This window comes from Bradyrhizobium sp. LA6.8 (genome assembly GCF_040547935.1).
Lineage (GTDB): Bacteria > Pseudomonadota > Alphaproteobacteria > Rhizobiales > Xanthobacteraceae > Bradyrhizobium > Bradyrhizobium barranii.
The window spans coordinates 390,446-416,453 of the sequence record NZ_JBEPQQ010000005.1 but is presented as its reverse complement, the minus strand read 5'-3'; the positions used below and the strand labels follow the sequence as shown (position 1 = coordinate 416,453).

Annotated in this window: 24 protein-coding genes and 3 pseudogenes; 11 read left to right on the top strand and 16 right to left on the bottom strand. The window is 60.6% G+C overall.

Features of this window, described 5'->3' with window-relative positions; genetic code table 11:
* Positions 1 to 730: 730 nt before the first annotated feature.
* The 6 genes from ABIA90_RS25685 to ABIA90_RS25660 all read right to left on the bottom strand — a co-directional run bounded on the left by ABIA90_RS25685 (position 731) and on the right by ABIA90_RS25660 (position 6,117).
* Positions 731 to 2,008 carry a TRAP transporter large permease gene (locus ABIA90_RS25685; protein WP_354119695.1) on the bottom strand — a complete coding sequence of 426 codons (1,278 nt, stop codon included), beginning with the start codon at positions 2,006 to 2,008 and terminating at the stop codon, positions 731 to 733.
* Positions 2,008 to 2,571, bottom strand: a complete 564-nt coding sequence (locus ABIA90_RS25680; RefSeq protein WP_354119696.1) for a TRAP transporter small permease — start codon at positions 2,569 to 2,571, stop codon at positions 2,008 to 2,010. Before ABIA90_RS25680 ends, ABIA90_RS25685 begins: the two co-directional genes overlap by 1 nt.
* 16 nt (positions 2,572 to 2,587) lie before the next feature.
* Entirely contained in the window at positions 2,588 to 3,070 is a 483-nt protein-coding gene (locus tag ABIA90_RS25675) for a type 2 periplasmic-binding domain-containing protein (protein WP_354119945.1), read from the bottom strand.
* 10 nt (positions 3,071 to 3,080) lie between these two features.
* Entirely contained in the window at positions 3,081 to 3,608 is a 528-nt protein-coding gene (locus tag ABIA90_RS25670) for a type 2 periplasmic-binding domain-containing protein (protein ID WP_354119697.1), read from the bottom strand.
* Between the two features lie 91 nt (positions 3,609 to 3,699).
* Positions 3,700 to 4,650 carry a tripartite tricarboxylate transporter substrate-binding protein gene (locus tag ABIA90_RS25665; protein WP_354119698.1) on the bottom strand — a complete coding sequence of 317 codons (951 nt, stop codon included), beginning with the start codon at positions 4,648 to 4,650 and terminating at the stop codon, positions 3,700 to 3,702.
* A gap of 183 nt (positions 4,651 to 4,833) precedes the next feature.
* Positions 4,834 to 6,117, bottom strand: coding sequence for a CaiB/BaiF CoA transferase family protein (locus ABIA90_RS25660; RefSeq protein WP_354119700.1), 1,284 nt, complete (start codon positions 6,115 to 6,117; stop codon positions 4,834 to 4,836).
* 138 nt (positions 6,118 to 6,255) lie between these two features.
* Between ABIA90_RS25660 and ABIA90_RS25655 the strand changes: the two genes are divergently transcribed.
* Positions 6,256 to 7,227 (top strand): LysR substrate-binding domain-containing protein, encoded by a 972-nt coding sequence (locus ABIA90_RS25655; protein ID WP_354119701.1) that lies wholly within the window; start codon positions 6,256 to 6,258, stop codon positions 7,225 to 7,227.
* Here ABIA90_RS25655 and ABIA90_RS25650 read toward each other — a convergent pair.
* Positions 7,224 to 8,474 carry a CaiB/BaiF CoA transferase family protein gene (locus tag ABIA90_RS25650; RefSeq protein WP_354119702.1) on the bottom strand — a complete coding sequence of 417 codons (1,251 nt, stop codon included), beginning with the start codon at positions 8,472 to 8,474 and terminating at the stop codon, positions 7,224 to 7,226. The genes ABIA90_RS25655 and ABIA90_RS25650 overlap by 4 nt on opposite strands.
* A 215-nt stretch (positions 8,475 to 8,689) precedes the next feature.
* Between ABIA90_RS25650 and ABIA90_RS25645 the strand changes: the two genes are divergently transcribed.
* The 3 genes and pseudogenes from ABIA90_RS25645 to ABIA90_RS25635 form a co-directional block, all read left to right on the top strand.
* Positions 8,690 to 9,421: a glutathione S-transferase family protein gene (locus tag ABIA90_RS25645; protein WP_354119703.1), complete on the top strand. Its 732-nt coding sequence runs from the start codon at positions 8,690 to 8,692 to the stop codon at positions 9,419 to 9,421.
* Positions 9,422 to 9,439: 18 nt separating this feature from the next.
* The gene (locus ABIA90_RS25640) at positions 9,440 to 10,075 is read left to right on the top strand and encodes a 2-hydroxychromene-2-carboxylate isomerase (protein WP_283017360.1); all 636 of its coding nucleotides are present in this window, start codon (positions 9,440 to 9,442) and stop codon (positions 10,073 to 10,075) included.
* 106 nt (positions 10,076 to 10,181) lie between these two features.
* A pseudogene (locus tag ABIA90_RS25635) lies at positions 10,182 to 10,295 on the top strand (DNA polymerase IV); the annotation flags it as partial.
* An 85-nt stretch (positions 10,296 to 10,380) separates the two neighbouring features.
* Here the strand turns inward: ABIA90_RS25635 and ABIA90_RS25630 are convergent.
* A complete protein-coding gene (locus ABIA90_RS25630) occupies positions 10,381 to 10,848 on the bottom strand; it encodes a metallophosphoesterase family protein (RefSeq protein ID WP_354119704.1) in 468 nt (155 codons plus the stop codon).
* An 80-nt stretch (positions 10,849 to 10,928) separates the two neighbouring features.
* The gene (ku, locus tag ABIA90_RS25625; protein ID WP_354119705.1) at positions 10,929 to 11,855 is read right to left on the bottom strand and encodes a non-homologous end joining protein Ku; all 927 of its coding nucleotides are present in this window, start codon (positions 11,853 to 11,855) and stop codon (positions 10,929 to 10,931) included.
* A 140-nt stretch (positions 11,856 to 11,995) separates the two neighbouring features.
* Between ku and ABIA90_RS25620 the strand changes: the two are divergent.
* The 4 genes and pseudogenes from ABIA90_RS25620 to ABIA90_RS25605 all read left to right on the top strand — a co-directional run bounded on the left by ABIA90_RS25620 (position 11,996) and on the right by ABIA90_RS25605 (position 14,032).
* Positions 11,996 to 12,391, top strand: a pseudogene (locus ABIA90_RS25620) (hypothetical protein).
* A gap of 30 nt (positions 12,392 to 12,421) precedes the next feature.
* Entirely contained in the window at positions 12,422 to 12,871 is a 450-nt protein-coding gene (locus ABIA90_RS25615; protein ID WP_354119706.1) for a hypothetical protein, read from the top strand.
* A gap of 2 nt (positions 12,872 to 12,873) precedes the next feature.
* A pseudogene (locus ABIA90_RS25610) lies at positions 12,874 to 13,443 on the top strand (SOS response-associated peptidase); the annotation flags it as partial.
* Positions 13,444 to 13,459: 16 nt separating this feature from the next.
* On the top strand, positions 13,460 to 14,032 hold the full coding sequence (locus tag ABIA90_RS25605) for a 3'-5' exonuclease (protein WP_354119708.1): 573 nt from the start codon (positions 13,460 to 13,462) through the stop codon (positions 14,030 to 14,032).
* A 198-nt stretch (positions 14,033 to 14,230) separates the two neighbouring features.
* Here the strand turns inward: ABIA90_RS25605 and ABIA90_RS25600 are convergent, their stop codons facing one another.
* From ABIA90_RS25600 to ABIA90_RS25580, 5 genes are read right to left on the bottom strand one after another with little or no spacing between them, the layout of a single operon-like run.
* A complete protein-coding gene (locus ABIA90_RS25600; protein WP_259258663.1) occupies positions 14,231 to 15,307 on the bottom strand; it encodes a branched-chain amino acid ABC transporter permease in 1,077 nt (358 codons plus the stop codon).
* A 5-nt stretch (positions 15,308 to 15,312) separates the two neighbouring features.
* Positions 15,313 to 16,182 carry a branched-chain amino acid ABC transporter permease gene (locus tag ABIA90_RS25595; protein ID WP_259258664.1) on the bottom strand — a complete coding sequence of 290 codons (870 nt, stop codon included), beginning with the start codon at positions 16,180 to 16,182 and terminating at the stop codon, positions 15,313 to 15,315.
* A 1-nt stretch (position 16,183) separates the two neighbouring features.
* On the bottom strand, positions 16,184 to 16,885 hold the full coding sequence (locus tag ABIA90_RS25590; RefSeq protein WP_354119709.1) for an ABC transporter ATP-binding protein: 702 nt from the start codon (positions 16,883 to 16,885) through the stop codon (positions 16,184 to 16,186).
* 3 nt (positions 16,886 to 16,888) lie between these two features.
* Positions 16,889 to 17,605, bottom strand: coding sequence for an ABC transporter ATP-binding protein (locus tag ABIA90_RS25585; RefSeq protein WP_354119710.1), 717 nt, complete (start codon positions 17,603 to 17,605; stop codon positions 16,889 to 16,891).
* 23 nt (positions 17,606 to 17,628) lie between these two features.
* Positions 17,629 to 18,957 carry an ABC transporter substrate-binding protein gene (locus tag ABIA90_RS25580; RefSeq protein WP_259258667.1) on the bottom strand — a complete coding sequence of 443 codons (1,329 nt, stop codon included), beginning with the start codon at positions 18,955 to 18,957 and terminating at the stop codon, positions 17,629 to 17,631.
* A gap of 139 nt (positions 18,958 to 19,096) precedes the next feature.
* Here ABIA90_RS25580 and ABIA90_RS25575 point away from each other — a divergent pair, with 139 nt between their 5' ends.
* The 3 genes from ABIA90_RS25575 (at position 19,097) to ABIA90_RS25565 (ending at position 22,131) form a co-directional block, all read left to right on the top strand.
* Entirely contained in the window at positions 19,097 to 19,885 is a 789-nt protein-coding gene (locus ABIA90_RS25575) for an IclR family transcriptional regulator domain-containing protein (protein WP_259258668.1), read from the top strand.
* Positions 19,886 to 19,997: 112 nt separating this feature from the next.
* Positions 19,998 to 21,587, top strand: a complete 1,590-nt coding sequence (locus ABIA90_RS25570) for a 4-hydroxyphenylacetate 3-hydroxylase N-terminal domain-containing protein (protein ID WP_354119711.1) — start codon at positions 19,998 to 20,000, stop codon at positions 21,585 to 21,587.
* Between the two features lie 100 nt (positions 21,588 to 21,687).
* Positions 21,688 to 22,131 carry a flavin reductase family protein gene (locus ABIA90_RS25565; protein ID WP_354119946.1) on the top strand — a complete coding sequence of 148 codons (444 nt, stop codon included), beginning with the start codon at positions 21,688 to 21,690 and terminating at the stop codon, positions 22,129 to 22,131.
* Positions 22,132 to 22,799: 668 nt separating this feature from the next.
* Here ABIA90_RS25565 and ABIA90_RS25560 read toward each other — a convergent pair.
* On the bottom strand, positions 22,800 to 24,677 hold the full coding sequence (locus ABIA90_RS25560; protein WP_354122486.1) for a CHAT domain-containing tetratricopeptide repeat protein: 1,878 nt from the start codon (positions 24,675 to 24,677) through the stop codon (positions 22,800 to 22,802).
* 14 nt (positions 24,678 to 24,691) lie between these two features.
* The gene (locus ABIA90_RS25555; RefSeq protein ID WP_354119712.1) at positions 24,692 to 25,891 is read right to left on the bottom strand and encodes a tetratricopeptide repeat protein; all 1,200 of its coding nucleotides are present in this window, start codon (positions 25,889 to 25,891) and stop codon (positions 24,692 to 24,694) included.
* Positions 25,892 to 26,008: the final 117 nt, after the last annotated feature.

Here is a 26,008-nt window from a genome sequence, read left to right as displayed (position 1 = left end):
TCCGCGATGAGTTCAGCACACCCGAATGCGATGGGACTTGCCAGGCGATTGAAGTGAAGTCCGAAGGCGCGCGGAGCAGTCGAACTGCCTGCCACGCTTCACGCCCATCCAGAGCCCCCACTCTGGCCGAAGACGATGTGCCGGCGAAGAGCGGGATAGCGGCGTACACGCGCAGGTAGCCGTGCATTCAACGACGAATGGGAGGCTCGGACAGGTGTCGGGATGTGGCAGTCGACGAACCGTTATCCGCGACGAACTCATAAGCAGAGCCGCAAGCGCCGAATGTCCAGTTAATCCCAGGGTCTGGACCAGTCTTGCAGTGCTGACACTTTCGCTGCGGTCAGCGCGTGACCGATGTAGCTGGTAAGGCGTAAGCGCGAATAAGCTCGTTCCTGCTTTGCGCTAACTCTACCGCCCTTCCCGCTTAACTCGCAAACCTGGCGAAACAATCGGATAGATGATGCGATCAATGGATGGCCAGTCCGGCCTGCCGCCGAACTTGGAATCGTTGAGTTCGCGTCGTCGGGTTGCGACACAACCAGAGAGCCGAGGCAATATCCATGCTGCCCGGGCAGCCCGATCCAGGCGATGCCGCAATGAGACGTCCACAGCTCGAGCAAAACCCGTTCCACACCACGACTCTATAGAGAGCCCTGCCGCCGCACCACGGTCACGTGCCGTCCTCTGCATTGTAGCTGGCAAGTCCCTGCTACCGCTCCAGCACCCGTCCTCAACCAAATATGTAGTTGGGCAAGAACATCGTTAAGGACGGAAGGTAGGTGATAATCGCAAGAACAATCAACAAAAGGATCAGGAATGGCAATATTCCCCTGATCACCTCGCCGACCGGAGCGTTTGAGATCGTCGCCAGCACAAATAGATTAAGTCCGACCGGAGGATGAATCAGTCCGATCTCCATATTGTGGGTAAAAATGATCGCAAAATGGATCGGGTCCACACCCAACGGCTTCAGCACGGGAGCCAGTATTGGCAGAATGAGCAAGAGCGTCGCCATCACCTCGAGAAAGCATCCAAGCACGAGCAGCAGGATGTTTATGACCAGTAGAAACTCCCAGGTCGAGAATCCTTTGGAAAGGGTGAAGGTAACCAACCGGTCAGGCAGGCCCGATTCCGCTACCCAATGACCGAAAGCCAACGCACTGGCGACGATCAACATGATCGCGGCTGCACTACGCATCGCCTCCGCGACCACTGAAAGAGTCTGATCCCAACGAAACCCCCGATAGTAGAGGAGCGAAACGGCCATGGCCGTCACCGCGGACAAGGCGGCTGCTTCCGTAACTGTCACGAGGCCACCATAGATGCCCACCACGACGATCGCCGGCACCGTCAGTGCGGGAACGGCGTGAAGGGTCATTCGGACCCGGTCCCGAAAGGGTATGGCCGGCTCTGTTGGAAAATTGCGACGCCTGGCGTCATACATGACCCAGAGAATAAAGGCCGCAGCCTGCAGCAGGCCCGGCAAAATTCCCGCCACGAACAGCCGAGGTACGGATTGGTCTGCGACGATCCCGTAAAGAATCAGCGCGAGGCTTGGCGGTACCACAATTCCGATTGTCCCCGAGGCGCCGATTACGCCCAGAGCAAACGACCGCGGATAACCGCGCTCGATCATCGCGGGTAGCAGGATCGTTCCCATAGCCAGCGCCGTTGCGACGCTCGATCCGCAGATAGCGGCAAAGAGCGTGCACGAAACGACCGTAACGATTCCGAGTGACCCCCGAAATCCCCCCAACCACGCCACCGCAAGGTTGACCAGCGCCTGCGCGACACCTCCCACCCGCATGAATGTCGCGGCCATCACGAATAATGGGAGCGACATCAAGGTTGGCGAGTTCAGATGATCCACGATCAGCTGCGCCGTTCCGATCAGCGGCTGAGACGAAATCGCGAATAGAGCAGCCGCGCAGATGCCGAGGACCAGAAAGATCGGAAGACCCGACGCGAGCAGACCGAAAAACGTGACGAAGAATACAGCGACGGGCATCAGGTTCGAACCGCTTGGATTTCGCCGTCGCCGGCAAGCAGAGTGGATTCATGCTGGGGGATATGTCCAGCGCTCAGGAGCGAGCTCTCGTAGAAGAACAGGAAAGTGACCAGCCGCACCAGATATCTGACCGTCATCAGCACGCCCGCGGTGGGCAGAGCTGCATAGTAAACCCACATGGGGAATTGCAGCACGCTCGAGCTGCGTTCGTCGAGCAGCAGGGATGTCTCCACCACCTGCCATCCAAACCAGGAGAGACCGATCAGGAATAACAGCGCGACGACACAGTTAAATATCTCGAGCACGCGTTGCTGACCCTGCGAAAGCAGACGCAACACGAGATCTGATCTCACATGCGCGTTGCGCCGGACCAGCTGGCTCGAGGTAATCATGACCGCCCACACGAGGAGATATACGATCGCCTCCTCGGCGTAGGACATGGCGTGGTGCGGAGTGACATAACGACCGATCACCTGGATGACGCCGAACGCCAGAGCGGCCAGTCCCAGCCCCCCGACAACCACCTGCTCCAGCCAGCTGCACCATTTTTCGACGCGAGCCAACGCAACCCAATCACGACTACTTTTCATTGATTTCGGCCATAACGAGTTGGAGAAATTCCGGCGAAATCTTCAATGCGGCGGCTACTTCGCTGTGATGCTCCATCATCTTCGCACGCGCGGCATCGTTGTCCGCTGTGGACGGCGTAACAATGGAAACGCCGTTCTTGACAAGCGTTTCGTGGGCCGCAGCCTGGGCTTCGGCCATATCGGTACGATACTGCCCTATCTTTTCCGCCCACACTGTCTTGAAAAGTTCTCTATCCGCAGCCGAGAGTTTATCAGCAAAGGCGTTGCTCACGATGGGAACGTAAACGCCGAGGAACTGATGGTCCTCGAGCGCAAAGCGAATCCCGGCATCCCACAGCTTCATGCTGGCGACAGTCTCGTTCGTTGTCGCAATACCGTCGAAAGTTCCCTGAGACAACGCGAGCGGCACGTTCGGGAGCGGCGTCGTATTCGGAATTGCCCCCACGAACCGGGCTCGCCAAGCCTGACCCACGCCGCCTGAGTTACGGATCTTGGCACCATTCAACGATGCGAGAGCTCAGCGGGCGCCGCGTCGTGTACCAGTTAAAGAAGCCAAGATCCAACCATTGGCCGACGACCTCCGACCTGAGTTTCTTTCCGATCTGCCGATTGAGATTCTCTCCGGCCTTACCGTCGACGAGACGATGTATTGCGCCGATGTCGCGCCCATAGAGCGAGGGGAGATTCAGGAAATCTGCATCCGAAAGAACCGAGGTCAATATCCATGTGCCTGGAACGGCCATCTCGACTTGCCCTTGTACCAATGCCTTGACAACATCTGCATCGGAGAACAGCTGGCCACTGTGGAATACCTCGCCTTTAATCCGCCCTTCTGAGCGCATCTCAAGAGACTGAAAGAAGTCGGTGATCGCCGTCGTCCTCGCATGGTGCAAAGGCGAGTCGAGAGAGCATCTCAGCCGTTGAGCATCGGACGCTCGTGCAGATTGGACAAACGGGGATGAAATTGCGGCCGCAGCTATCCCGACCGCGAAACCTCTTCGCGTGATCACTTATGTTTCCTCTTGCGTCTTTGGTTACGTTTTTATTCGTCGTTTGAGCGGCGCTAGACGACCCGCCAAGGCCCTGCGGCGCACCTGTCCGTCATCTAGCCGCCTCTTTATCGAGCATGGGCTTCCAGCGCTGGATCTCCGCTGTAAGCTTCGCCTTGAGGGCATCCGGTGAAGCGTTCTCCGCTCGAACCGGGAGCGCGCTGAGCTGGCGAAATCGCTCGACAACAGCACTGGAGAGGAGAGCAGTCTTTAGCGCCGACGTGAGCCTTTGTGTCACCTCGGGTGGCGTTCCCCTGGGAGCGTAGATTCCATGCCATACCGTCAGTTCCATCTTAGCGAGACCTGCTTCGGTGACGGTCGGAACGTTGGACAACGCGGGTATCCGACGTGAGGTGGTCACTGCATAAGCTTTGATCTCTCCCGACTGAATCTGATTGGTCGTATTGGTCGTTTGATCGCACATGAAATCGACTTGTCCACCGAGCAGGTCGATCATTGCGGGTCCGGTCCCCTTATAAGGAATGGTGATCGGCCGGGCTCCCGTTTCAGATGCAAACAGGACGCCGCAGATATGCGATGCCGTTCCGGCTCCCGCATGCGCGTACGTAATCCTCTCCCCTTGCTCGGCAGTGTAGTCAATCAACTCCTTCAGAGAGTTCGGAGGAAACGACCGTCGGGCCACAATCGTCATCGGCACATCTGCAACCAGTCCAACGAATTCGAAAGATGCAAGTGGGTCGACGGATCCGGGATAGAGGGTCGGCGCGGTTGCCATTCCGATATGATTGAGAAGCAGCGTGTATCCGCCCGGATCCGATCTTGCCGCCCTCGTCGTCCCGATCGTGCCTCCTGCCCCAGCGACGTTCTCGACGATCACTCGTTGTCCCAGATCGCGGCCCATCGCGTCGGCGACAACTCGCGCAACGGTGTCCGTTGGTCCCCCTGCCGCATAAGGGACTATCATTGTAATCGCGCGGCTCGGATATGATTGCGCAGCGGCCGCCTCCACGACGAGGCACAATGATACGAGCGCCGAGGGCATTATCCTCAATATCCCGCTCCAGTATCCCTGCTGCTGACATCGCGTCGACGGCATGGATCTATCTGGGGCGAGAACGCGCCGAGCTGCCTTTGAGAAGCAACTTTCCGGGTCCGATATCGATCTCGCCATGCGCTTCCCCTTTCGACTTTTGTTCTCAACTTCTTCGGCGTTGTCGATCCTGAACTAGACGATCCCCGCCCTGGTTAATCCTGCAAGTTGCTCCCTCGACAACTTGAGGAGCCCTTCGTAGATTTCAGCGTTGTGCTCGCGCGGCACCGGTACGCGCGGGTCGTGCGTAGCATCCGCTTCGCTGAATTTCAGGGGGAACCCCGCGGCGAGCGGGCCTTCGGCTCCCGGCACATGTGGATTGCGAACCGGCTTCAGCATGCCTCGCACCCGCAACTGATCCCAGGCGACTACATCCTCAATTGTCCTGATCGGACCGCATGTAATGTCTGCCTCGTCCAGGAGCCTGATGATCTCGTCAACTGGAAGACATGCCGCCCACTGTCCTACGACCGCATCAACCTGCGCGTTATTCTCGATACGCCAACCGGGATCCATGAATTCGGGCACACCAAGAAGGTCCGCGCGCTGCATGGTCTTCAGCAGCCTGGTCCAGTCGGCGCCTGTTCCGGCGCCGATGGCTACCGCCCCGTCCGCCGCTCGATACGTGTTGAACGGCGAGAACCTTGCGATACGGTTGCCCTGGCGATGGGCGAGCCCGAGATCGCCATAACAGTCGAAGGGCTCGTCGAAAATGAGGGAAAGCAGGCAGTCCGCCATCGACACATCGATGAATTGCCCGAGACCCGTTTCGTGCCTTTGGTAAAGGGCACCAAGAATGCCGGCGAGAGCGAATGTTCCCGCAATGCCGTCGGACAAGGATGCACCGGTTTTGCTCGGCTGTCCGGCAGGATCGCCCGTGATGCTCATCATGCCGGTTGCAGCCTGCACCATCAAATCGAACGCCTTGCGGTGACGCTCAGGCCCCGTGGATCCATAACCAGTGATCGAGCAGTAGATCAGCTGAGGATTGGTGGCGCGAAGCGTCTCGTACTCAATGTTAAGCCGCGCTGTGACCCCAACCTTGAAATTCTCCACGAGTACGTCGGCTTCTCGAACGAGCTTAAGGAAGACCTCGCGGCCCTCGGCACTTTTAAGGTCCAGACTTATCGACTTCTTCCCTCGCGCTCTCTTCAGATAGGCGATTCCGAGATCCTCCGACGACCGACGGTCGAGCGCGACCCCGTGAGGCCCGAAATATGGAGGCGCCGTGAAGGTCGGGTCACCTCCCCGCGGCTCATCAATCTTGATGACCTCCGCGCCCATTCCGGCCAGGAACAGGGTAGCTTGCGGCCCGGACAAGAACCGGCTGAGATCGAGGACGCGAACGCCGCGAAGAATGGGCGGCTTCTTTCCTTCGGCAACGCTCGACGCGTTGGAAAGCCTTTCTTCGGAGACCACTGCTCACCCCTCAAACACAACGCGGTCACTTTCGCGAGAGGGCCCTCAAGCGTCCAATACCAATTAGCTCACGTTCGATATGTACAACGAATGCTGTATCCTCCTTTGAGATACTGATTTTTCTGATACGTTGTTCGGATGAACATCGAATTGAGGCACTTACGCTATTTTGTCGCGGTTGCCGAAGACCTTCATTTCGGTAAAGCAGCAAACCGCCTCGGTATCTCGCAGCCCCCGCTGAGCCAGCAGATTCTCGCGCTGGAGCGGGAGATAGGTGCCCGCCTTTTCGAGCGATCGAACAGACGCGTAGAACTGACGAATGCCGGCAAGCTCTTCCTGAAAGAAGCCCATGAAGTCCTCGAACGCGTGGAGAACGCGGCGGTGCGAGCCGAGCGGATCCATCGCGGTCAGCTGGGCGAGGTCAAGATCGGCTTTTTCGGATCTGCACCGTTCGTCGAAGGATTTCAGAAGCTCATTTTCGACTTCCGAACGAAGCACGCTGACGTCGACCTCGTCCTTCAGGAGATGCCAACTTATCAGCAGGTGGACGCAATTCTTGATGGTCGCCTCGACCTCGGCTTTGTCCGGCCACTGCAGCCCAAGCCTGCCTCGATCCAGTCGATCGAGATTGCACGCGAACGACTGATGGCCGTCATGCGACTGGACCATCCATTGGCCTCAAGGCCGGACGACCTGACCGTGGCCGACCTGGCGCCAGAGCCGATGGTGCTTTACGCCAAATCAATCGGCAGCGGGCTCTATCAAAAGATAGTCGACTTATGCAGGGACGCCGGCTTCACTCCAAACGTAGTGCAGGAGGCAAATGCAACGCCGACGATGATGGGCCTGGTCGCGGCGGGAATGGGTATTTCGGTCTTGCCCGAATCCCTCAGGCGACTTTCACTGGACGGCCTGAAGTTTTTACCGCTCCGGGATCCCAAGGCTCAGACCGCGGTGTGGCTCGCCAAACGCTGGGACGATCGGTCTTCTCTCGTCCGGCACCTGTTCCAGCAAGCTTCACGGCTGAGGCCAAAGACATCGGCCCCCGCGTCGGGTGGCGACGCCACGGAAGCCATCGAAAAGGTCCGGCGTACACGCAGGCCTCGTTAGCCGAGCGCTTTATCCCTGACAAAGATCTTCTTGTCATGCAGGTCGGCAATCTCGGCGTCCGACAGGCCATATTCCCGAAGCACGTCGGCGTTGTGCTCGCCAAGCCGCGCCGCCGCGAGACGCGATGGGGGTTGCCAGCTCGAAAAACGGACAGGCATTCCAGGTATCTTGAACTCGCCCAACAGGGGGTCAATTGCCGTTCGCACTGTCTTCCGTGACTTCAGATGATCGAGCTCGATCACGTCATTCAGATCCAGCACCGGCGCGACGGGGATCCGGCGCTTTTCCAGCCTCTTAAGACATTCGTCGCGCGGACCGACCGACGCAAGCCAGCCTTCAAGAATATCCTTTAGTTGATCATTGTTCTTTCGCCTGGCACTCGCGCTCGCAAAGCGGGGATCGTCCAGCAGCTCGGGCAATTCAAGAGCCTGAACCAGCTGCGGCCACTGATGCGCCAGAGACATCAAGGTTATGTACTTGCCGTCTCCACATTTGAAGATGCCCGTGGGACCGCCGTCCGGATGCTGCGATCCCGTGCGCCGCTGAACATATTCATTGCCTAGTTTCGACACTCTTGGAATGCTTGCTTCATGCATGTGGAAGTAGGTGTCCAGCAGGGAGCTCTCGACATGCTGCCCCTCGCCGGTCCGCTCGCGGTGGAACAGCGCCGTGACAATTGCCAACGCAGCCGACATGCCCGTTGACACATCCCCAATTGCCATGGTGACCAGGGCCGGACTGCCATCGGCCTCGCCGATCATCCCCGTGACCCCGGCGTATGCCTGTCCGATGTAGTCATATCCGGGCTTCTCGCTCAATTCGCCAGTCTGACCAGCAAAAGAAATGGAGCACATTACCAAACCAGGGTTCAGCCTCTTGAGCTCCTCATACGACAACCCTGCACGGGCCATCACACCTGGGCTGAAGTTCTCAACGAGAACATCAGCCTTCGAGATCATGCCCTTCAGAATCTCCCGTGCGCGCTCGTTCTTGAAATCCAGCGCGATTCCGCGCTTGGAATGGTTATGCTGAAAAAAGTAGGTGCTGTAGGGAGCTGCGTTCTCGGGCGCCTCCTTTGGCTTCACACCCTGGACACGCGATCGATCGCCGTAGGGCGCAAGTTCCACCTTGATGACGTCCGCCCCCAGCTCCGCAAGGACGCGCGATGCCGTCGGGCCGGCGACGAACTGCGTGATGTCAATGACCTTGAGGCCCGAAAGCATTGGCAAGGCACCGCTCGTGGTCATTTCTAGCGCTCCCGTTCGCAGCATGTGATTGCCTAGGCATAGGTCGCGACCGCGGCCTGGTCCAATACGGACGGCAACTTGATCAAGACGACTTGCGACCTGTCAGACCGCATGTCGCCAAGTCGTTTCACGACTGAATTATGTCGTTCATCGTCTTGGACTGTGCCAATCCTGGTGCCTAACGTGCCGGCAGAACACGAATGGAGGAGCCTGGATTGATCAAGCTCTATTTCTGGCCGACCCCGAACGGGTACAAGATCTCGATTCTGCTCGAAGAGCTCGGGCTTCCCTATGAAGTTGAAGCCGTGCATATCGGCAAAGGGGAGCAGTTCAGCGCGGAATTCCTGAAGATCAGCCCGAACAACAAGATTCCGGCGATCGTCGACCCAAGCGGCCCGGACGGAACACCATACGCGCTGTTCGAGTCTGCCGCGATCATGATGTACCTGGCTGAAAAAAGCGGCTTCCGCTTTATGCCGGCCAACGTGAAGGAACGTTACGAGGTGCTGCAGTGGCTCTCATTCCAGGCCGCGAGTATGGCACCGATGCTTGGCCAGGCGCACCACTTCAGAGAGTACGCGAAGGAAAAAATCCCCTACGCCGTAGATCGCTTTACCTCGGAAGCGGCGCGGCTGTACCGCGTTCTGGAACGGCGACTCTCAGAAAGCGAGTACCTCGCCGGCGAATACTCCATAGCCGATATGGCGACCTATCCATGGCTGCGATCCCACAAGTTTCAGGGGCAGGAGCTCGAGAGCTATCCCTCGGTACAGCGGTGGTACACCGAAGTTCGGGCGCGTCCTGCTGTGCAACGCGGTCTGGCGGTACTGAAGGAACGGTTTGAAAAGAACAAGAAGCCGCCGACAGGAGCTGCGTGGGACAATCTCTTTGGAAACAAACAGTTCGCCGGGTCTGAGATTCCCTCAGACGATAAAGCGACAAGATAAGCAAGCGGAGACACCCTCGTGGGAAAGATCATTGAATTCTATTGGGACCTCGGTAGCACCAACAGCTATTTTGCCCTCCATCTGATCAAGCCCGTTGCGAAGAAGCACGATGCAACGGTGGTACCCCACCCCTTTAATCTCGGATACGTTTTTCGAAAACAGAATTACGTCCTGATGGAGGAACCAAAAGTCAAGCTGCGCTCACGCAAAATCGATCTGATGAGGTGGGCCAGGCGCTACAATCTGCCTTTCCAAATGCCTACGAAATTCCCGATGAAGACGAGTCCGGCCCTGCGAGGTGCGCTTGCGATGCGCCGCCTGGGCAAGGAATGGGAATTCATGGAGAAGATCTTTGCGGCCTATTGGGAGCGAAACGACGCGTCCGTCGGGGAGCTTGCCGGGCTCACGCCGATCGCTGTCGAGCTGGGCGTAGATCCGGCTGAATTTGAGCGATTGGTCGAGAGCGATGAGATCAAGGACGAACTAATCGCAGAAACCGACCGGGGACTTGAACGCGGCGTGTTTGGCGTGCCGACCTTCTTTGTCGGAGAGCAAATGTTCTGGGGTAAGGATCGCATGGAGTTCATTGACGACGAGCTAACCTCGCCCACGCCTCCTCGCGCTCGACGATCAACATCCCAAGCGGCGGTGTGATCCAATACGCTCCAATGAACGACCATCGTCGCGTCCAGACAGTTCCTGTGGGACGATCCTCTTCTGCGCGGCCGAGCCGGGACAACTTGGAGAGTTTGGCGATAGCCTGCTGCAGGCCGAGATGCCCTTCCCGAAGTCGGTTCGCCTTCTGGGCGTGTCGCTGTCATCGCTGCAAACGCTGGTGAACGACGATGTCGAGCCTCAGCTCGATCTCCCCATCTGGCGCTGCCTATGGACGCGGCCTGTGGCTCAGTGGCCGAAACGGCTCCGAAAGCTTTGCCTGACTGGACGTGCGGCGGCGCGGCCTATCCAACATCCAGATCGTGGATGATTGGTTTCAGACCGTCGGCAGCGATTTCGAGGCGCGCAAGCGTGATCGGTAGCTTGAAGCGTCGGCGCCCAGCACTGCCGGGATTCAGGTAGAGCAAGCCGTCTACGGTATTGATCTTCGGCACGTGGGAGTGGCCCGAAACAATGACATCAATGCCCTCAGCTACGGGGTCGACCTGCAGGGTGTTGAGGTCGTGCAGAACGTAGAATAAACGTCCGGCGAGCCGCACGAACTCGGTCCCGGCAAATTCGGTGGCCCACTCGCCCGTGTCCACGTTCCCTCTGATCGCCGTGACAGGGGCAATTCTCCGCAGCGCGGTGATGATCTCGGGATCGCCGATGTCGCCGCCGTGAATGATGTGGTCGACATGGGCCAGCATGCAAAGGGCCTCCGGCCTGAGCAGGCCGTGCGTATCCGAGATGATGCCGATGGTGAAGGTCATCGAAGCGTCCGTTCGAAGCACTTTATCGCGCGTTGGGCCGCGGCTTCCTGATGCACCGCGGTGCCCCGGACATCAACCGCCTAAGCCGACTTCCGCCGCTGACCCGTCACGGGTTTCTTCGCCGCAGCTTCCTTCACCGGCTTCTTGCCTTGGATCGTCATCAGCATCTCTTTCTGGCCCGCCGCCGCCTTGCGCGGCTTCTTTGCGGGCTTTACTGCCTTCGCCGGCGCAGCCTCCCGACCGACGCTCTGCCGCAGCGCCTCCATCAGATCGACCACGTTTTCGCCTTTGGGCCGCTCCTTCGGGCGGATGGTCTTGCCTGCCCGCCTCTGGTTGATCAGGTCAACGAGCGCGGTCTCGTAGTGATCCTCGAATTTCCCTGGGTCGAACGTGCCGGTCTTCTGGTTGACGATGTGCCTTGCGAGATCGAGCATGTCCTTGGTGACTTTGACGTCCTGGATCTCGTCGAAATACTCCTGCTCATTGCGCACCTCATATGGATAGCGGAGCAGCGTGCCAACGAGCCCCTTATCCATAGGTTCGAGGGCGATGATGTGCTCGCGGTTTGTCAGCACGACTCGGCCGATCGCGACCTTGTCCATTTCGCGGATGGTCTCGCGGATCACTGCGAAGGCGTCGTGGCCGATCTTGCCATCCGGCGTCAGATAGTAGGGTCGGATCAAGTAGCGCGGGTCGATATCGGACCTGTCGACGAACTCATCGATTTCGATGGTCCGGGTCGACTCCAACGCCAGTTCATCGAGTTCCTCCTTGGTGACCTCGATGTACTGTCCCTTGTCGAGTTCGTAGCCCTTGACGATGTCCTCGTTCGCGACCTCGTCACCGGTATCGGCGTCGACCTTCACGTATTTGATCCGGTGACCGGTCGCTCGATTGAGCTGATTGAACGAGATCTTTTCGGATTCCGATGTCGCCGGGTAGAGAGCCACCGGACAGGTGACGAGCGACAGACGCAAGAAGCCTTTCCAGTTGGCTCTCGGGGCCATGTTACGCAGAACTCCAGCTCGGGACGGCTCGGATTCAAGACGAACGGGAGGGCATGGTTCCGACAGCATGGACGGGCTCCAAGAGGATATTTTTCACGCCGGCTATCGACTCTTTTGTTCCTGTTATGTTCTATTGAGGCATGACGGACCGACCCGCGAGCTGGCTCATGCCGAACCTGAAGGAGATGGATAAGATGGCCGCTTTCGCCGGTAGAAACGTGCCTCGGGAGCCCGGATTGGCTCCGGAAGCTGATCTGCCGCCGGAATACTGGCAGGCGCTCTAGGACGACCCTCGCGCAGAGAGCCGGTCGGGCCCATCTGGAGGAGCGCTGCCGCTGAGCCAAATTCCTCAACATATTCTGAGGGTGGGGTGCCGGCGCTGCGCCAAGGTCGTCGAGATTCAGAAGGTCGATGCCGTCTGCCTCTATGGTCGGGAGGCGCTCTGGAAGGACGTCGGGCGGCGAGTCTTGGACCATACCTGCACGCAGCGGACCGGGCGCCACGAGGAAGACGGCTGCTGGCCTGCGTTCGAGTAGTCGCCGGCGCGGCCAGAACTGGATGCTGCCATGGCACCGAAGCATCACCCGACGCCGCTCAGCGGCGGCGACCGCAAGGCGCTCACCAAGGAATTGGGGAGAGCGCGCACGATGACGACGATTCTCGCTGGCCAGTCTGCCGAAGCCCGCGCCAAGGGCGAGACCCTCATCCGGCAGGCCGACAAGCTGCTCTGCGAATCGTGGAATGAGAAGATGTGGGCCGACGGAGGACCGATCGACCCATCGCCGACCGTCGATCAGGCCATCAACGGCGGTTACGCCTGGCTTGAGATCGAGTGCTCGCGGTGCAAAACCCGGCGAGACGTCGACCTCGCGGCGCTGCGCCATCCACCGACCACATTCGTCCATGACTTGGCGAGCCGCCTTCGTTGCAGCAAATGTAGCAAGGCCGGCCGCCGGCCCTCAGCCACCCTTCTGCAACTGGCATCGCGCTCCCGCCAGGCCGTTCCGGAGACCTGATCGTGTGCAATCTCTATTCGATGACCAAAAACGCAGATGCGATCCGCCGCTTGTTCGGGGCGCTGAACAGCCGCGTTGGAAACCTGCCGTCGATGCCGGGCATCTTCCCGGACTACCCAGCGCCGATCGTTCGCAACGGGGCCGAGGGACGCGAGCTCGTCATGGCACGTTGGGGCATGCCTTCTTCGGCGCAGGCGCTCATGGATGCGACCAGGAAACGCGCAGAGAAACTTGAAGCCAAAGGCAAGACGGTGGACTTCAAGGAGCTGCTGCGGCTGGAGCCGGACAGTGGCACGACCAACATCCGCAACACCAGCAGCAAGCATTGGAAGCGGTGGCTCGGCCCAGACAATCGCTGTCTGGTGCCGTTCACCAGCTTCAGCGAATACGACACCATCGACGGCAAGAAGGTGCCCGCGTGGTTTGCTACGGATGAGAGCCGCCCGCTGCTCGCATTCGGAGGCATCTGGACGAACTGGACTTCAGTGCGCAAGGCGAAGGAAGGCGAGGTTACAGCCGACGTCTTTGGCTTCCTCACTTGTGAGCCGAACGCCGAAGTAAAGCTCGTCCACGGGGATCACGAACGAGATGGTCACTGGGCAGCGGATCGACGAAGCGGCCGTCTCGTCATTCGCGGACGACGCCGTCATCGTTATTGCCCACAATGCGAGCTTCGATCGCAAATTCGCGGAGCGTTACTGGCCTGTATTCCAACGGAAGGCCTGGGGCTGCTCGGCGACAGAGGTGGAGTGGCGGAAGCACGGCTTCGAGGGTTCGCGCCTGGGCTACCTCCTGAACGGCGCTGGCTTCTTTCACCAGGCTCATAGAGCCGTCGACGATTGCCATGCCCTCCTGGAGATTCTCGCGCTCGAACTGCCGACCGGCGCACCGGCGCTTGCCGTCCTGCTCGAGCAGGCTCGCAAAAAGACGATGCGAGTGTGGGCCGAGCAGTCGCCTTTCGAGCTCAAAGACGCTCTAAGACGTCGAGGCTACCGTTGGAGCGACGGAAGCGATGGCAGGCCGCGGTCGTGGTACGTCGACGTCGACGAAAGCAAGCTGGATGATGAAATCGCGTTTCTCAAGACCGAGATCTATCTCCGGGACGTGGAGCCGCGTTTGCAGACCTTGACGGCATTCGACCGATTTTCCATCCGGGCATAAGGCGGGACAGATCCGGCGCTGAGGCCGACCTTGAACGTTGTATTCCGCTGATTGGCTGGATCAAACCAATTTCGATGCCGACGCGAGAGAAGCAACCTCATATCGGCGCCAGATGACTATCCTCGGCGGAGCATAGCTCGCAAAGAGAACCGGCGTAACGAACAATGGAAGCGACATCAAATCCGCCTCTAGGGACATCTAGCGGTCACCGCGGTCACCGACAATCAGTCGGCGCCGTGTCGGAAACAGCGTCAGATCGTAATGCTCGGCAACCAGACCCCAGATGCCTTTTGGCGCGAACAGCATGATGATAATGCCGAGCGTACCCAGGATGATGAGATAGGACGCGCCGAAATCGGCGAGATAGCGCTGCAGCAGATAGAAGATGATGGCGCCGATGACAGGGCCTTCCATCGTGCCGATGCCGCCAATGACGACGATGAAGATGACATAGGCGGTCCAGTCCAGCACCGAAAAGGCGGCATCCGGTGAGATGCGTGCCTTCTGGAGATAAATCAGCGCACCGATCATGCCGGTCATGGCGGCAGTCGCGACATAGACGGCGAGTTTGATCCGATAGATGTCGACGCCGAGGCCTGCGGCGGCGGCCTCGTGATCGCGGATCGCACCGAGTGCCAGGCCGCGGCGCGATCTAAGAATGAAATAAACCGCCGCGAGCGTGCCGGCCAACAGGGCCAGCGCTATCCAATAGGAGACAATGTCGCGCGCCGCCGGGATACGCACGTCGAGCCACGTCTTGACCCATTCGATGCCGAGCACGGATGACGTGACCGACGGCGTGAGCGATGTTCCGGTGCCACCGCCGAGCGGCTTGAACTGGGCGAAGACGAGACGATAGACCTCGGCTACGACCCAGGTGCCGATCGCGAAATAGGCGCCGCGCAGGCGAAACACGATCAACGCGGTCGGCAGCGCGAACAGCGCGGACGCGAGCCCCACTAGCGGAATCGCCAGCAAGGGATTCAGGCCGGCGATGAGCGTGAGCGCGAACAGGAGGTAGCCGCCGAGACCGACAAAAGCCTGCTGGCCCACCGAGATCAGGCCGGTATAGCCCGCCAGCAGATTCCAGCACTGCGCCATCGCCAGCATATAGAAAAGAAAGATCAGGTCCTGGATCAGGTTGCGGCCCGCAAAGATCGGCAGCAGCACCAGCGCGAGCAGAAGGATCAGGGCACCCGCCGCAGTCGTGCGCGGGGAACCGCCTGCCGTCTCGATGCGGAACGCCGGCGTCGATCCAGCTGCGGCGTCATCCATCGCATTCAATCCTGTGCGCGCGGAAACAGTCCGCGCGGCCGCACCGCCAGCACCACGAGGAATGCGAGATGTCCGGCGAGTATCTGCCACTCGGGATCGATGTGAGCACCGATGGTCTGAGCAAGCCCGAGCACGATGCCGCCGGCGAGCGTGCCCCAAAAACTGCCGAGACCGCCGATGATCACGGCTTCGAAAGCATAGAGCAGCCGTGCCGGGCCGATGGTCGGATCGAAATTGGCCCGCAGGCCGAGGTAGAGGGCGGCGATCGCGATCACGACGAAGGCAAGCCCCATTGCGACAGCAAAGATGCGATTGACATCGACGCCCATGAGCTGCGCGACTTCGAGATCGTCGGAGGTGGCGCGAAAGGCGCGGCCAACCGGGGTCCGGTAGAAGATGAGATTGAGAAACAGGATCACGGCGACCGCGGACACGAACGTCAAGAGCGGCACGACGCCGACCGCGATGCCGCCGCCGAGCGGGATCGAGGCGGTCTCGATCGCACCCGAGCGCAAGCGCTGGCTGTCAGCGGAAAAAATTTGCAACAACCCGTTCTGGATGATGATCGAGAGACCGAAGGTGACAAGCAGCGGCGGAAGCAAATCGCGTCCGAGTGCGCGGTTCAACAATACGTGCTGAAGTGCGAAGCCTGTGACGAACAGGACCGGGATCGCGACCAGAACTGCGATGAAAGGATCGAGGCCGAGCTTGCTTGCGACAACAAGAATCGTGAAGGCAGCGAGCACGATGAGGTCGCCATGGGCGAGATTGACCAGCCGCATCACGCCGAACATCAGCGACAGTCCTGTGGCAAACAGGGCATAGAGGCCGCCGAGCAGCACGCCCTGGATCAGTGCGTCGAGCCAGCCAGTCATGTCATGATCCAAAATAGGCGCGGTGGATCTGCTCACGCGTCAGCTCGCGTGGGCGACCAGTGAGCGACAGGCGCCCCTCCTGGAAGCAGTAGACGCGATCGGCGACCTTCATCGTCTGCACGATGTCCTGCTCGACAAGCACGACACTGGTGCCCTCCGCCTTGATCTGCGGAAGGCTTGCGTAGATGTCGGCGATGATGATCGGTGCGAGCCCCAGGCTGATCTCGTCGCACAAGAGGATGCGCGGATTGGACATCAGGGCGCGGCCGATCGCAGCCATCTGTTGCTGTCCGCCCGACAAGGTCGGCGTCGCCGAGGCGCGTCGTTCCTTCAGGATTGGAAACAGCGAATAGACACGATCGAGAGTCCAGGGCCCGGTTTTCTTATGGCCATAGCTGCCAATCAGAAGATTCTCCTCCACGGTAAGCGAGGGAAACAGCCGCCGCCCCTCCGGCACGAGCGCGATGCCGCGCTTGACGATCTCGGACGCGGGCCGTGCACCAATCGGCACGCCATCGAGCACGACGCTGTTGGCGGAGCCTTGAATGAGCCCCGCGACGGCTTTCAGGAAGGTCGACTTTCCCGCGCCATTGGCGCCGATGATGGCAATGGTCTCGCCCTTTTCCAGCATGGCATCGATGCCGTAGAGCGCCTGGAAGTCGCCGTAGAAGGCCGTGAGCTCGCATGTTTCCAGGAGCGGCATGCGTCAGGCCTCGATGCCGATATAGATCTGATGCACGTCGGGCCGTTGCATCACCTCCTTCGGCGCGCCGTCCGCGATCTTGCGGCCGAAATTGAGCACGACCAGGCGATCGATCACGGCAAATAACGCATGCACGACATGCTCGATCCAAAGGATCGAGACGCCGGTCTTGCGGATGTCGTGAATGGTGACGACGAGCTCGGCGCATTCGCCTTCGGTCAGACCACCGGCAATTTCGTCGAGTAGCAGAAGTTTTGGCGCGGTCGCAAGGGCGCGCGCCATTTCCAGTCGCTTGCGTTCGAGCAGGGTCAACGAACCCGCCAGCACGTTGGCTCGCCTGAGCAAGCCAAGCTGCTCGAGTATTTCTCCACAGGACTGTGCAGCCTCACGCTCGGTCCTGCGGCTGCCATAGACCGCGCCGACCAGGAGGTTCTCAAGCACGGTGAGTTTTTCGAATGGCTGAGGAATCTGGTGGGTGCGGCCGAGGCCGGCCCGGCAGCGCCGTTGCGGCGGCAGGCCCAGGAGGTCGTTGCCGTCGAAGCGAATGCTGCCGGCGGTTGGCGAGAGGCCGCCGGCGATCAGGTTGAAGAGCGTGGTCTTGCCCGCGCCGTTGGGTCCGATGATGCCGACCGCCTCACCCGACCCGACGTGGAGATCAAGATCATCTGCGACGGTGATCAAGCCGAAGTTTTTCTTCAGGCCGGCAACTTCCAGCAGCATGAGATGTCAACGCGTCGCTCGGATCAGGCGATCGCCTCCATCTGGCCTCCGACGGGGATCGCCGGCGCCGTCTTGTTGTCGGTGATGACGATATCATATTTGCCGTCCGTGAACCGCCACTGGCCGCCGACGAGCGGAGTCTTGGCGACGTTCTTGGCGGCGAAAGGCGGCAGATTTGCACTGCCCCATTGCACCTTGCCGACGACCGTGTCGAGATTGGTCGCAGCGATGGTCGCAGCGATCGCTTTGGGGTCACGATCGGGCGCGCGCTTCAGCACGTCGACGGCGACTTCCAACAGCGCGTGGATGAAGCCGATCGGCTGCGTCCACAGCTTCCCGGTCGCGGCCTGATAGGCACCCGCGAGATCCTTGGCGCTCATACCGTTCAGTGACGACTTGAAGGGATGGCTCGGTGACCACCAGACCTCCGAGGACAGGTTATGGCCGTCCCTGCCCAGCGCCTCGACGGCGACCGGAAATAGGATTGCCTTGCCGATGGAGGCGACCTTCGGCTTGAACCCCTGTTGAAGAGACTGCTTCCAGAACGTCGTGAAATCCGGCGGCAGCACCACACCGGTGATGATCTCGCATTTGGCCGACTTGAACGCACCGATCTGGGCGGAGAAATTATCGGTGAGATTTTGATAGCGGCCGGGATCGATGAGCCTGTAACCGCCCTTATCCAGTACCGGCGGGAAGCCAACGACCTTGTCACCCCAGGCGTTGCCGTCGCCGTCGTTCGGAAACAACCCGCCGACGGATTTGTTGGTCGCGACCTGGCCCCACATGTTGGTGAAGACGGCGATCACGTCCTCGAGCCCCCAGAAAAAATGATAGGTGTAGTTGAAGCCTTTCCAGGCGCTCGGCCCGCCGGCGGGATCGGCCTGACGGCCGATGAACCAGGGCTGCCATGGCGCCACCGTCGAGATGCACGGCACCTCCTCGATCTCGCATTGGGTGGAGACCGGGTTCGTCGTTTCCGGCGTCGAGGCGACCAGCATCAGGTCGATCTTGTCTTGGACGATCAGATCTTTTGCGACCGATGCGGCGCGGTTCGGATTCGACTGGCTGTCTTTTACGACGACCTCGACCGGCACAGTGGCATTGCCGATCTTGATGCCCGTCTTGGTCGCTTCCTTGAAATTGGCGATGATGAAATTGTCGGCTTCGGCAAAGGCTGCGAGCGGTCCGGTGAGCGGCGAGACATAGCCGAGCTTGATCGCACGCGTCTGCGCGATCGCCGGCGACGCCGCTCCCATCGATAGCGCAGCGCCTGTAGCGGCGGAGTATTTGAGGAGCGTGCGGCGGTCGATCGAATGGCGATGAGTCGAACCGATCTCTTGGCGGGTCATCTGCGCGTCCTCCCCTCTGGATGCGCCGGATTCGTATCGTGCGATCGATTGACACACGCGCCGGCGTTCGATATTCGAACATTGGTTCGTATGTCGACCAGTCTCTGCCAGAGCCCTGAAGGAGTCAACAGGCCGCCTCATGACGCAACCTTCCAAGTCACGCACCGGCGATCCCGAGGACAAGGAATTCATGACGACGCTCGCCAAGGGCCTCGCGGTGCTTGGCGCATTTGGCAAGCAGCGGCCGACCATGACCCTGTCAGAGGCGGCCCAGGTTGCCGATCTGTCGCGGGCGACGGCGCGCCGCGTACTGCGGACCCTCACCCAGCTCGGTTATGTCGAACAGGACGGCCGGACGTTTTCGCCGTCGCCGCGGATCCTCGATCTCGGCTTCGCCTACCTCTCGACGCAGAGCTGGATCGATCGTGCGACGCCCTTGATGCGCGAGATCAGCGAACGGCTCGGCGAATCCAGCTCGGCCGCGATCCTGCAAGGCATTGACATCGTCTATGTCGCGCGGGTGCCGGCCCGCCGCATCATGTCGGCGGCCCTCTCGGTCGGCAGCCGGCTGCCAGCGCTGCACACCGCCTTGGGGCGAATCCTGCTCGGCTATCTCGATGAAGCCGAGATCTGGCGGCGTTTGAAGTCGCAACGCATCGAGGCCTACACGCCACAAACCATCACCGACCTACAGGCCCTGTTCGATCGCATCCGGGCCGATCGCGCCCAGCGCTTTTCGATTGTCGACGAAGAGCTCGAGCGCGGCCTGCGGGCGCTGGCCGTGCCGGTGCTCGATCGCAGCGGACAGGTCGTCGGCGCCATCAACCTGTCGACCCACTCGACCCGTACGACGCGAAACGAAATGAGGGAGCATTTTCTCCCCGAACTCAACCGGATCGCCGAGCAGATCTCATCGATGACCTTCTGAGCTAGCCCCGCGCTTGCCAATCGATGAACGCGGCCGTATCGTTGCGGCAAGTTCGGAATACGGACACTTGTTCGATAATCGAACATCACGGAACAATCAGGGAGATCACGCGATGGCAGGCAAGGCGCAGCGGAACGCGGCAATCTCGCCGGAGCACATCGGCAACGTCAAAGTCACCCGTCCGCAAACCGGCCAGGAATATCTGGAATCGCTGCGCGATGATCGCACCGTCTACATCTATGGTGAGCGGGTCAAAGACGTCACCACTCATCCGGCGTTCCGCAACACCGCGCGCATGATCGCCCGCCTCTACGACGCGCTGCACGACGACAAGCGCAAGCACAAGCTACTGCTGCCGACCGACACCGGAAATGGCGGCATGACGCACGCCTTCTTCAAGGCGCCGAAGTCGATGGACGACCTGATCGCCGGGCGTGATGCGATCGCCGAATGGGCCAAGATCACCTATGGATGGATGGGACGGGCACCGGATTACAAGGCCGCGTTCCTGGCGACCCTCGGCGCGAATTCCGATTTCTACGAACCCTACCAGGACAATGCCAAGCGCTGGTACAAGTTCAGCCAGGAGCGCGTGCCGTTCATCAACCATGCGATCATCCATCCACCGGTTGATCGTGACCGTCCGCCGAACGAAGTCGCCGACGTCTGCTGCCATATCGAGAAGGAGACCGACGCGGGTATCATTGTGTCGGGCGCCAAGGTGGTCGCGACAGGATCGGTGCTGACCAACTACACCTTCGTCGCGCATCACGGCCTCATTCCGCTCCAGGACAAGAAGTTCGCCGCGGTATTCATGGTGCCGACCAACGCGCAAGGCGTGAAATTCATCTGTCGCACCTCCTACGAAATGAGCGCGAGCGTGATGGGTAGTCCGTTCGACTATCCGATCTCGAGCCGTCTCGACGAGAACGATGCCGTGTTCATCATGGACAAGGTGTTGGTGCCCTGGGAGAATGTCTTCGTCTATGGCGACATCGAGAAGGCCAACAACTTCTTCCCGCGAACTGGTTTCCTGCCGCGTTTCGTCGTGCACGGCTGCACGCGGCTTGCGGTCAAGCTCGACTTCATCAGCGGCCTGCTGTTGAAGGCAACGGAGGCCGCCGGCACCAAGGATTATCGCGGCGTCCAGGCCAATGTCGGCGAGGTCATCGCCTGGCGAAACCTGTTCTGGAGCCTCTCGGATGCAATGGTTCGCGATCCCAAGCCGTGGATCGGCGACTATGTGCTGCCGAACATGGACCCCGGCAACGCCTATCAGATCATCGCCACCATGGCCTACACCAAGGTCAAATATCTGATCGAGCAGACCGTTGCCTCCGGTCTGATCTACCTCAATAGCCACTCCAGCGATTTCAAGAACGAAGAGATCCGCCCCTATCTTGATCGTTATCTGCGCGGCTCCAATGGCTACAAGGCCGAGGAGCGTGTGAAATTGCTCAAGCTGTTGTGGGATTGTATCGGCAGCGAGTTCGGCGGGCGCCATGAGCTCTATGAGATCAACTACGGCGGCTCGACCGAAGAGATCCGCCGCTATTGCCTATTCGGCGCGCAGGCCTCAGGCAATGCCGATCGCTTCAAGGGCTTTGCCGAGGACTGCATGGCCGAATACGACCTCGACGGCTGGAAGGTTCCCGACCTCACCGATCCCGGTGAGTTCAGCTATCACATGATGCGAAAATGATCGACGATGCCGGGGCAATCATGGTTGCTCCGACGGCACCTAGAGAAGCGGTGGTGACATGAACATACAGACCATCGATCCGAAGCACTTCCGCTCGGTGATGGGCGCATTCCCAACCGGCGTCGCCATCATCGCGACCGAATGGGCGGGCAAGCGGTTCGGCGCAACCATCAACTCGCTGACATCGGTATCACTTAAGCCGTGCATGCTATTGTTCTGCACCAACGAAGGCAGCGCGACGGGAACGGCAATCCGCAAACGCAGACTGTTTTCGGTGAACATTCTCGGCCAACATCAATCCCATCTCTCAGCCCGCTTCACGGGCAAGCAGAGAAACCGGTTCGAGGACGTCGCTGTCGCGTTCAGTGCCGACGGCCTGCCGCTGCTCGAGGGTGCGGCCGCTCAACTCTGTTGCCGCGTCACCGCGATCCACAAGGCGGGCGACCACGATATCATTTTGGGTGAAGTACTCTCAGGCGAGGAGGCTGCCTGCAATCCGCTCGTCTTTCACAAGGGTGCCTACGGAATCTTTCAACGCGCTTGAGCTGAACTCCCGCTCGCAGATGTCCTTTTTGTGCATCGCATAGCGCTACCCGTCCGCCACCCAATAACCTGCTCGCGAAGTCAGCGGCCGTTCTGGCGTTTTCGGCGGTTTTGGCCCACTGTGATCATTACAGAACTTCTCGCAGTCGGAATGGTTACGAGCCGCCATGGCGGCAGAACATCGATGAGATGTTTCGCATTTTATGGCACAGGTAACCCTTGCGCGCCGCTTTCGCCGAGCGCACTCTTGGCCGGCGTTGGGCCAAGGTTGCGACCGCGCATGAGATTGCCACCGTGGTCCGAGCGGACGGCATACCGCGCGCGCAGCAAACAGCGGTGCTGGATGGGAACAACTGGGCACCCGCTCGGCTGCTCGCTGCACATCCGAATTGTTTGGGCGAGCACGTTGGAAGGGCCGACATTTATCGGCACCAGCCTCGATGCGCGTCCAGCCCGAGTACATGACTTGCTCAGATCGCTTGCCTGTTTCGGGATCGGTACACACCGCGGTCGAATAGAAGTAGGTCGGCGCTTACTCACAGCCGCGCAGGATCGCACCGCTGCTCGAATGGATTGCACAGAAGCATTCATCAGCGCGAGCCACATGACCCAGGGGCCCGACAAGCCCAAGGATTATCATGGTCATTGCTGCTATTCTCGGAATCGCCCTCACTCGATGAGGATGTATGGCGCCCAAATGCGGGGATCGTTGAGCTCGTCTTTTTTTTGATAGGACAGCTGTGTGTCGCGCAACGCCTTGGCGGGGTCGCTGCGTGTCTGGGTCAGCCAAGTCTTATAAAACTTGATCATGAAATCGCGCGCCTCGCCGTCGTTGAGGGGCCATAACGTCACCAGCACATTGCGAGCACCGGCGGTCCGCAGCGCCCGTACCAGCCCGTAGACCCCCTCCGAATAGTCGAGGCTGCCTTGGGCCGTATTGCAGGCCGAGAGCACCACCAGTTCGGTATTGTCGAGATTGAGCCCCTGCGCTTCGAGCGCGAACAGGATACCTTCTGCTCCTTTGCCTTCGAGCTCGCGGTTGGCACCTGCGAGCGCTACACCCGACAGCAGCATCGGCTCGCGCGCCTCGCTCGGCAGGAAGAAGCCATGGGTGGCCAAGTGCAGAATCCGCGGCGGCGTTTTCAGCGCCATCAATCGGGCCTTGCTGGCGTCCGCGCCCAGCCAGACGTCCGCCGGCTCGTCCTTGCGCAGCCGCTGATACCATTCTTTGACCTGGACCGCCTCGTCACCGCTGGCCGGAAGCTGCTTGAAGCCATCCTGGACCGTTCCGGCGGCGCGGGCGAGCGCACCCTTACGGTCTGCGGAAACAACGAGCACGACGCTGTCAGGCTTTCCTTCTGCGGCCGCAGCGCCGAAGTCGATGCCCCCAAGCGCCAGCAAACCGCGCGCTAGCTTGTCAGGATCGGGGCGCAGCAGATCGCGGCCGCTCTGCAGCAGGCGCAGCTGCTGCCGCTCACCCAAGTAGCGGCCGTCGGCAAGCTTCAGCCACGCGAACGGGACGAGATTGAGAATTCCGTCGGGCGCGACATAGACCGTGGTGGCAGCGGCGAGTTTATCCTCGAAGCGAGCGAACAGCTTTTGGTACAGCGCCGCCGCCGCCGCGTCCGTGAGTTCTACCGTCGGCTGACCAAGCTTTGAGACCGGGCCGAGATCGGCCACCACCGGCTCGTCGAAGCCGGCCAGCAACAGTGCCGCGAAACGTGGTTCGTCCGACTGTTTGGTGCGAAAATCAACAGGCCGGAATTGACGGAACTCGATGAGAACGGCGCCGGCCGGCAGCACTGCCCGCAGATCGTCGAGGTTGGCGGTCAAGACGCGCAAATGGTGCTCGTAGTCGCGGCTGACCCCGGCGAGCGCCAGCTGCTTGGCCTCAAGCGCCTGCAGCGCCTTCTCGAACGTCTCGGGGGCACCCCGCGCCACAGCCGCCAACGTTGAGCGCAACTTGCCGACCTCGTCCGCCAGCGTCCGCACCCGCGGATCCTGCAACCGGCGGGTCAGACGCGCCAGATAGGCTTCCTCCTCCCCCTGAAGGAGCTTGAAGCGCAACATCACGGTGCCGGCGAGCCGGCTCGCATCGCCACTGCGCTGTGTCGTCGCCAGGGTTAGCACCACGTCCTGGAACGTCGCCTGCGAAGATACGAGGTGGCGGCGCACGGCGCCGGCCTCGGTGCTGTAGAGTTCCTGGCCGATCCAGCCGAGCAGATGCCGCTCCATCTGCTGCAGCATCCCTACCGCCTCGTTCGAATGGCCCGAGTTGACGAGGAGGCCCGTCATATTGAGCTGGGTTCGCAAAGTAGTTGGATGGCGGGGCCCGAGCGCCTCGCGGCTCGCGTGGAGTGCCTCCTGGTACAGCGGCTCCGCCTCGCTGTACCGGCCCTGAGCATCGTAGAGAAAGGCCAGGTTGTTGAGACTGACCAGCGTGTCCGGATGGCGGGGCCCGAGCACCGCGCGCCTCGCCTGCAGTGTTTCCCAAAACAGCGGTTCGGCCTCGCCGTAGCGGCCCTGGGCCTGGTAAAGAAAGGCCAGATTGTTGAGGCTGCTCAGGGTGTATGGATGGCGGGGCCCGCGGACCTCGCGGCCTGCAGTGCTTCCTGATGCAGCGGCTCCGCCTCGCTGTAGCGGCCCTGGGCCTCGTAGAGCGCAGCCAGGTTGTTGAGCCTGGTAAGGGTGTCCGGATGGCGGGGCCCGAGCACCTCGCGGCTCGCCTGCAGAGCATCCCGATAGAGCGGTTCCGCTTCGCCGTAGCGGCCCTGGACGTGGTGGAGATAGGCTAGGTTGTTGAGGCTGCTCACGGTGTCCGGATGGCGGGGCCCGAGCATCGCGCGGCTTGCCTGCAGCGCTTCCTGATGCAGCGGTTCCGCCTCGCCGTAGCGGCCCTGGGCCTGGTAGAGAAGGGCCAGGTTATTGAGGCTGGTCAGTGTCTGTGGATGGCGAGGCCCGCGCACCTCGCGGCTCGCCTGCAGTGCTTCCTGGTACAATGGTTCCGCCTCGCCGTAGCGGCCCTGGGCCTGGTAGAGAAGGGCCAGGTTGTTGAGGCTCCTCACGGTGTCCGGATGACGAGGCCCGCGCACCTCGCGGCTCGCCTGGAGCGCTTCCTTGTACAGGGGCTCTCCCTCGCCGTAGCGGCCCTGGGCCTGGTAGAGAAGGGCCAGGTTGTTGAGGCTGGTCAGAGTGTCTGGATGGCGAGGCCCGCGCACCTCGCGCCTCGCCTGCAGTGCTTCCAGAAAGAGCGATTCCGCCTCGCCGTAGCGGCCTTGGGCGTAGTAGAGACCGGCCAGGTTGTTGAGGCCGGTGAGGGTGTCCGGATGGCGGGGCCCGAGCACCTCGCGGCTCGCCTGCAGTGCTTCCTGGTACAGTGGTTCCGCCTCGCCGTAGCGGCCCTCAGCTCTGTATAGAAGGGCGAGGTTGTTGAGGCTGCTCACGGTGTCCGGATGGCGGGGCCCGCGCGCCTCGCGCCTAGCCTGCAGTGCTTCCTGATGCAGCGGCTCCGCATCGCCGTAGCGGCCCTGCGCTTGGTAGAGAAGGGCCAGGTTGTTGAGGCTGATCATGGTCCGCGGATCCCGATCACCGAATGTCTGTCGAGCCAGTGCGAGCGCCTTTTCAGCTGGCGCAATCCCTTTTAAATAGTCACCGGCCTGATACGCCTCCACTGCCTGCGCAGTCAGCGATCGCCATTGCTGCGGGCCATCGACCGGTAGGAATTGCGCGCCTGTCGGCGAGACCACCATGATCACGAGCATCGCTGCCCATGCAATCCAGCACAGACGGAGGCACCTGGGTTGACGCGCCATCACTCGCCCTCCTCTGCTGTGAGATTTAACGGCGATTACTCCGCCGCCGAGGTGCGCGACCATATC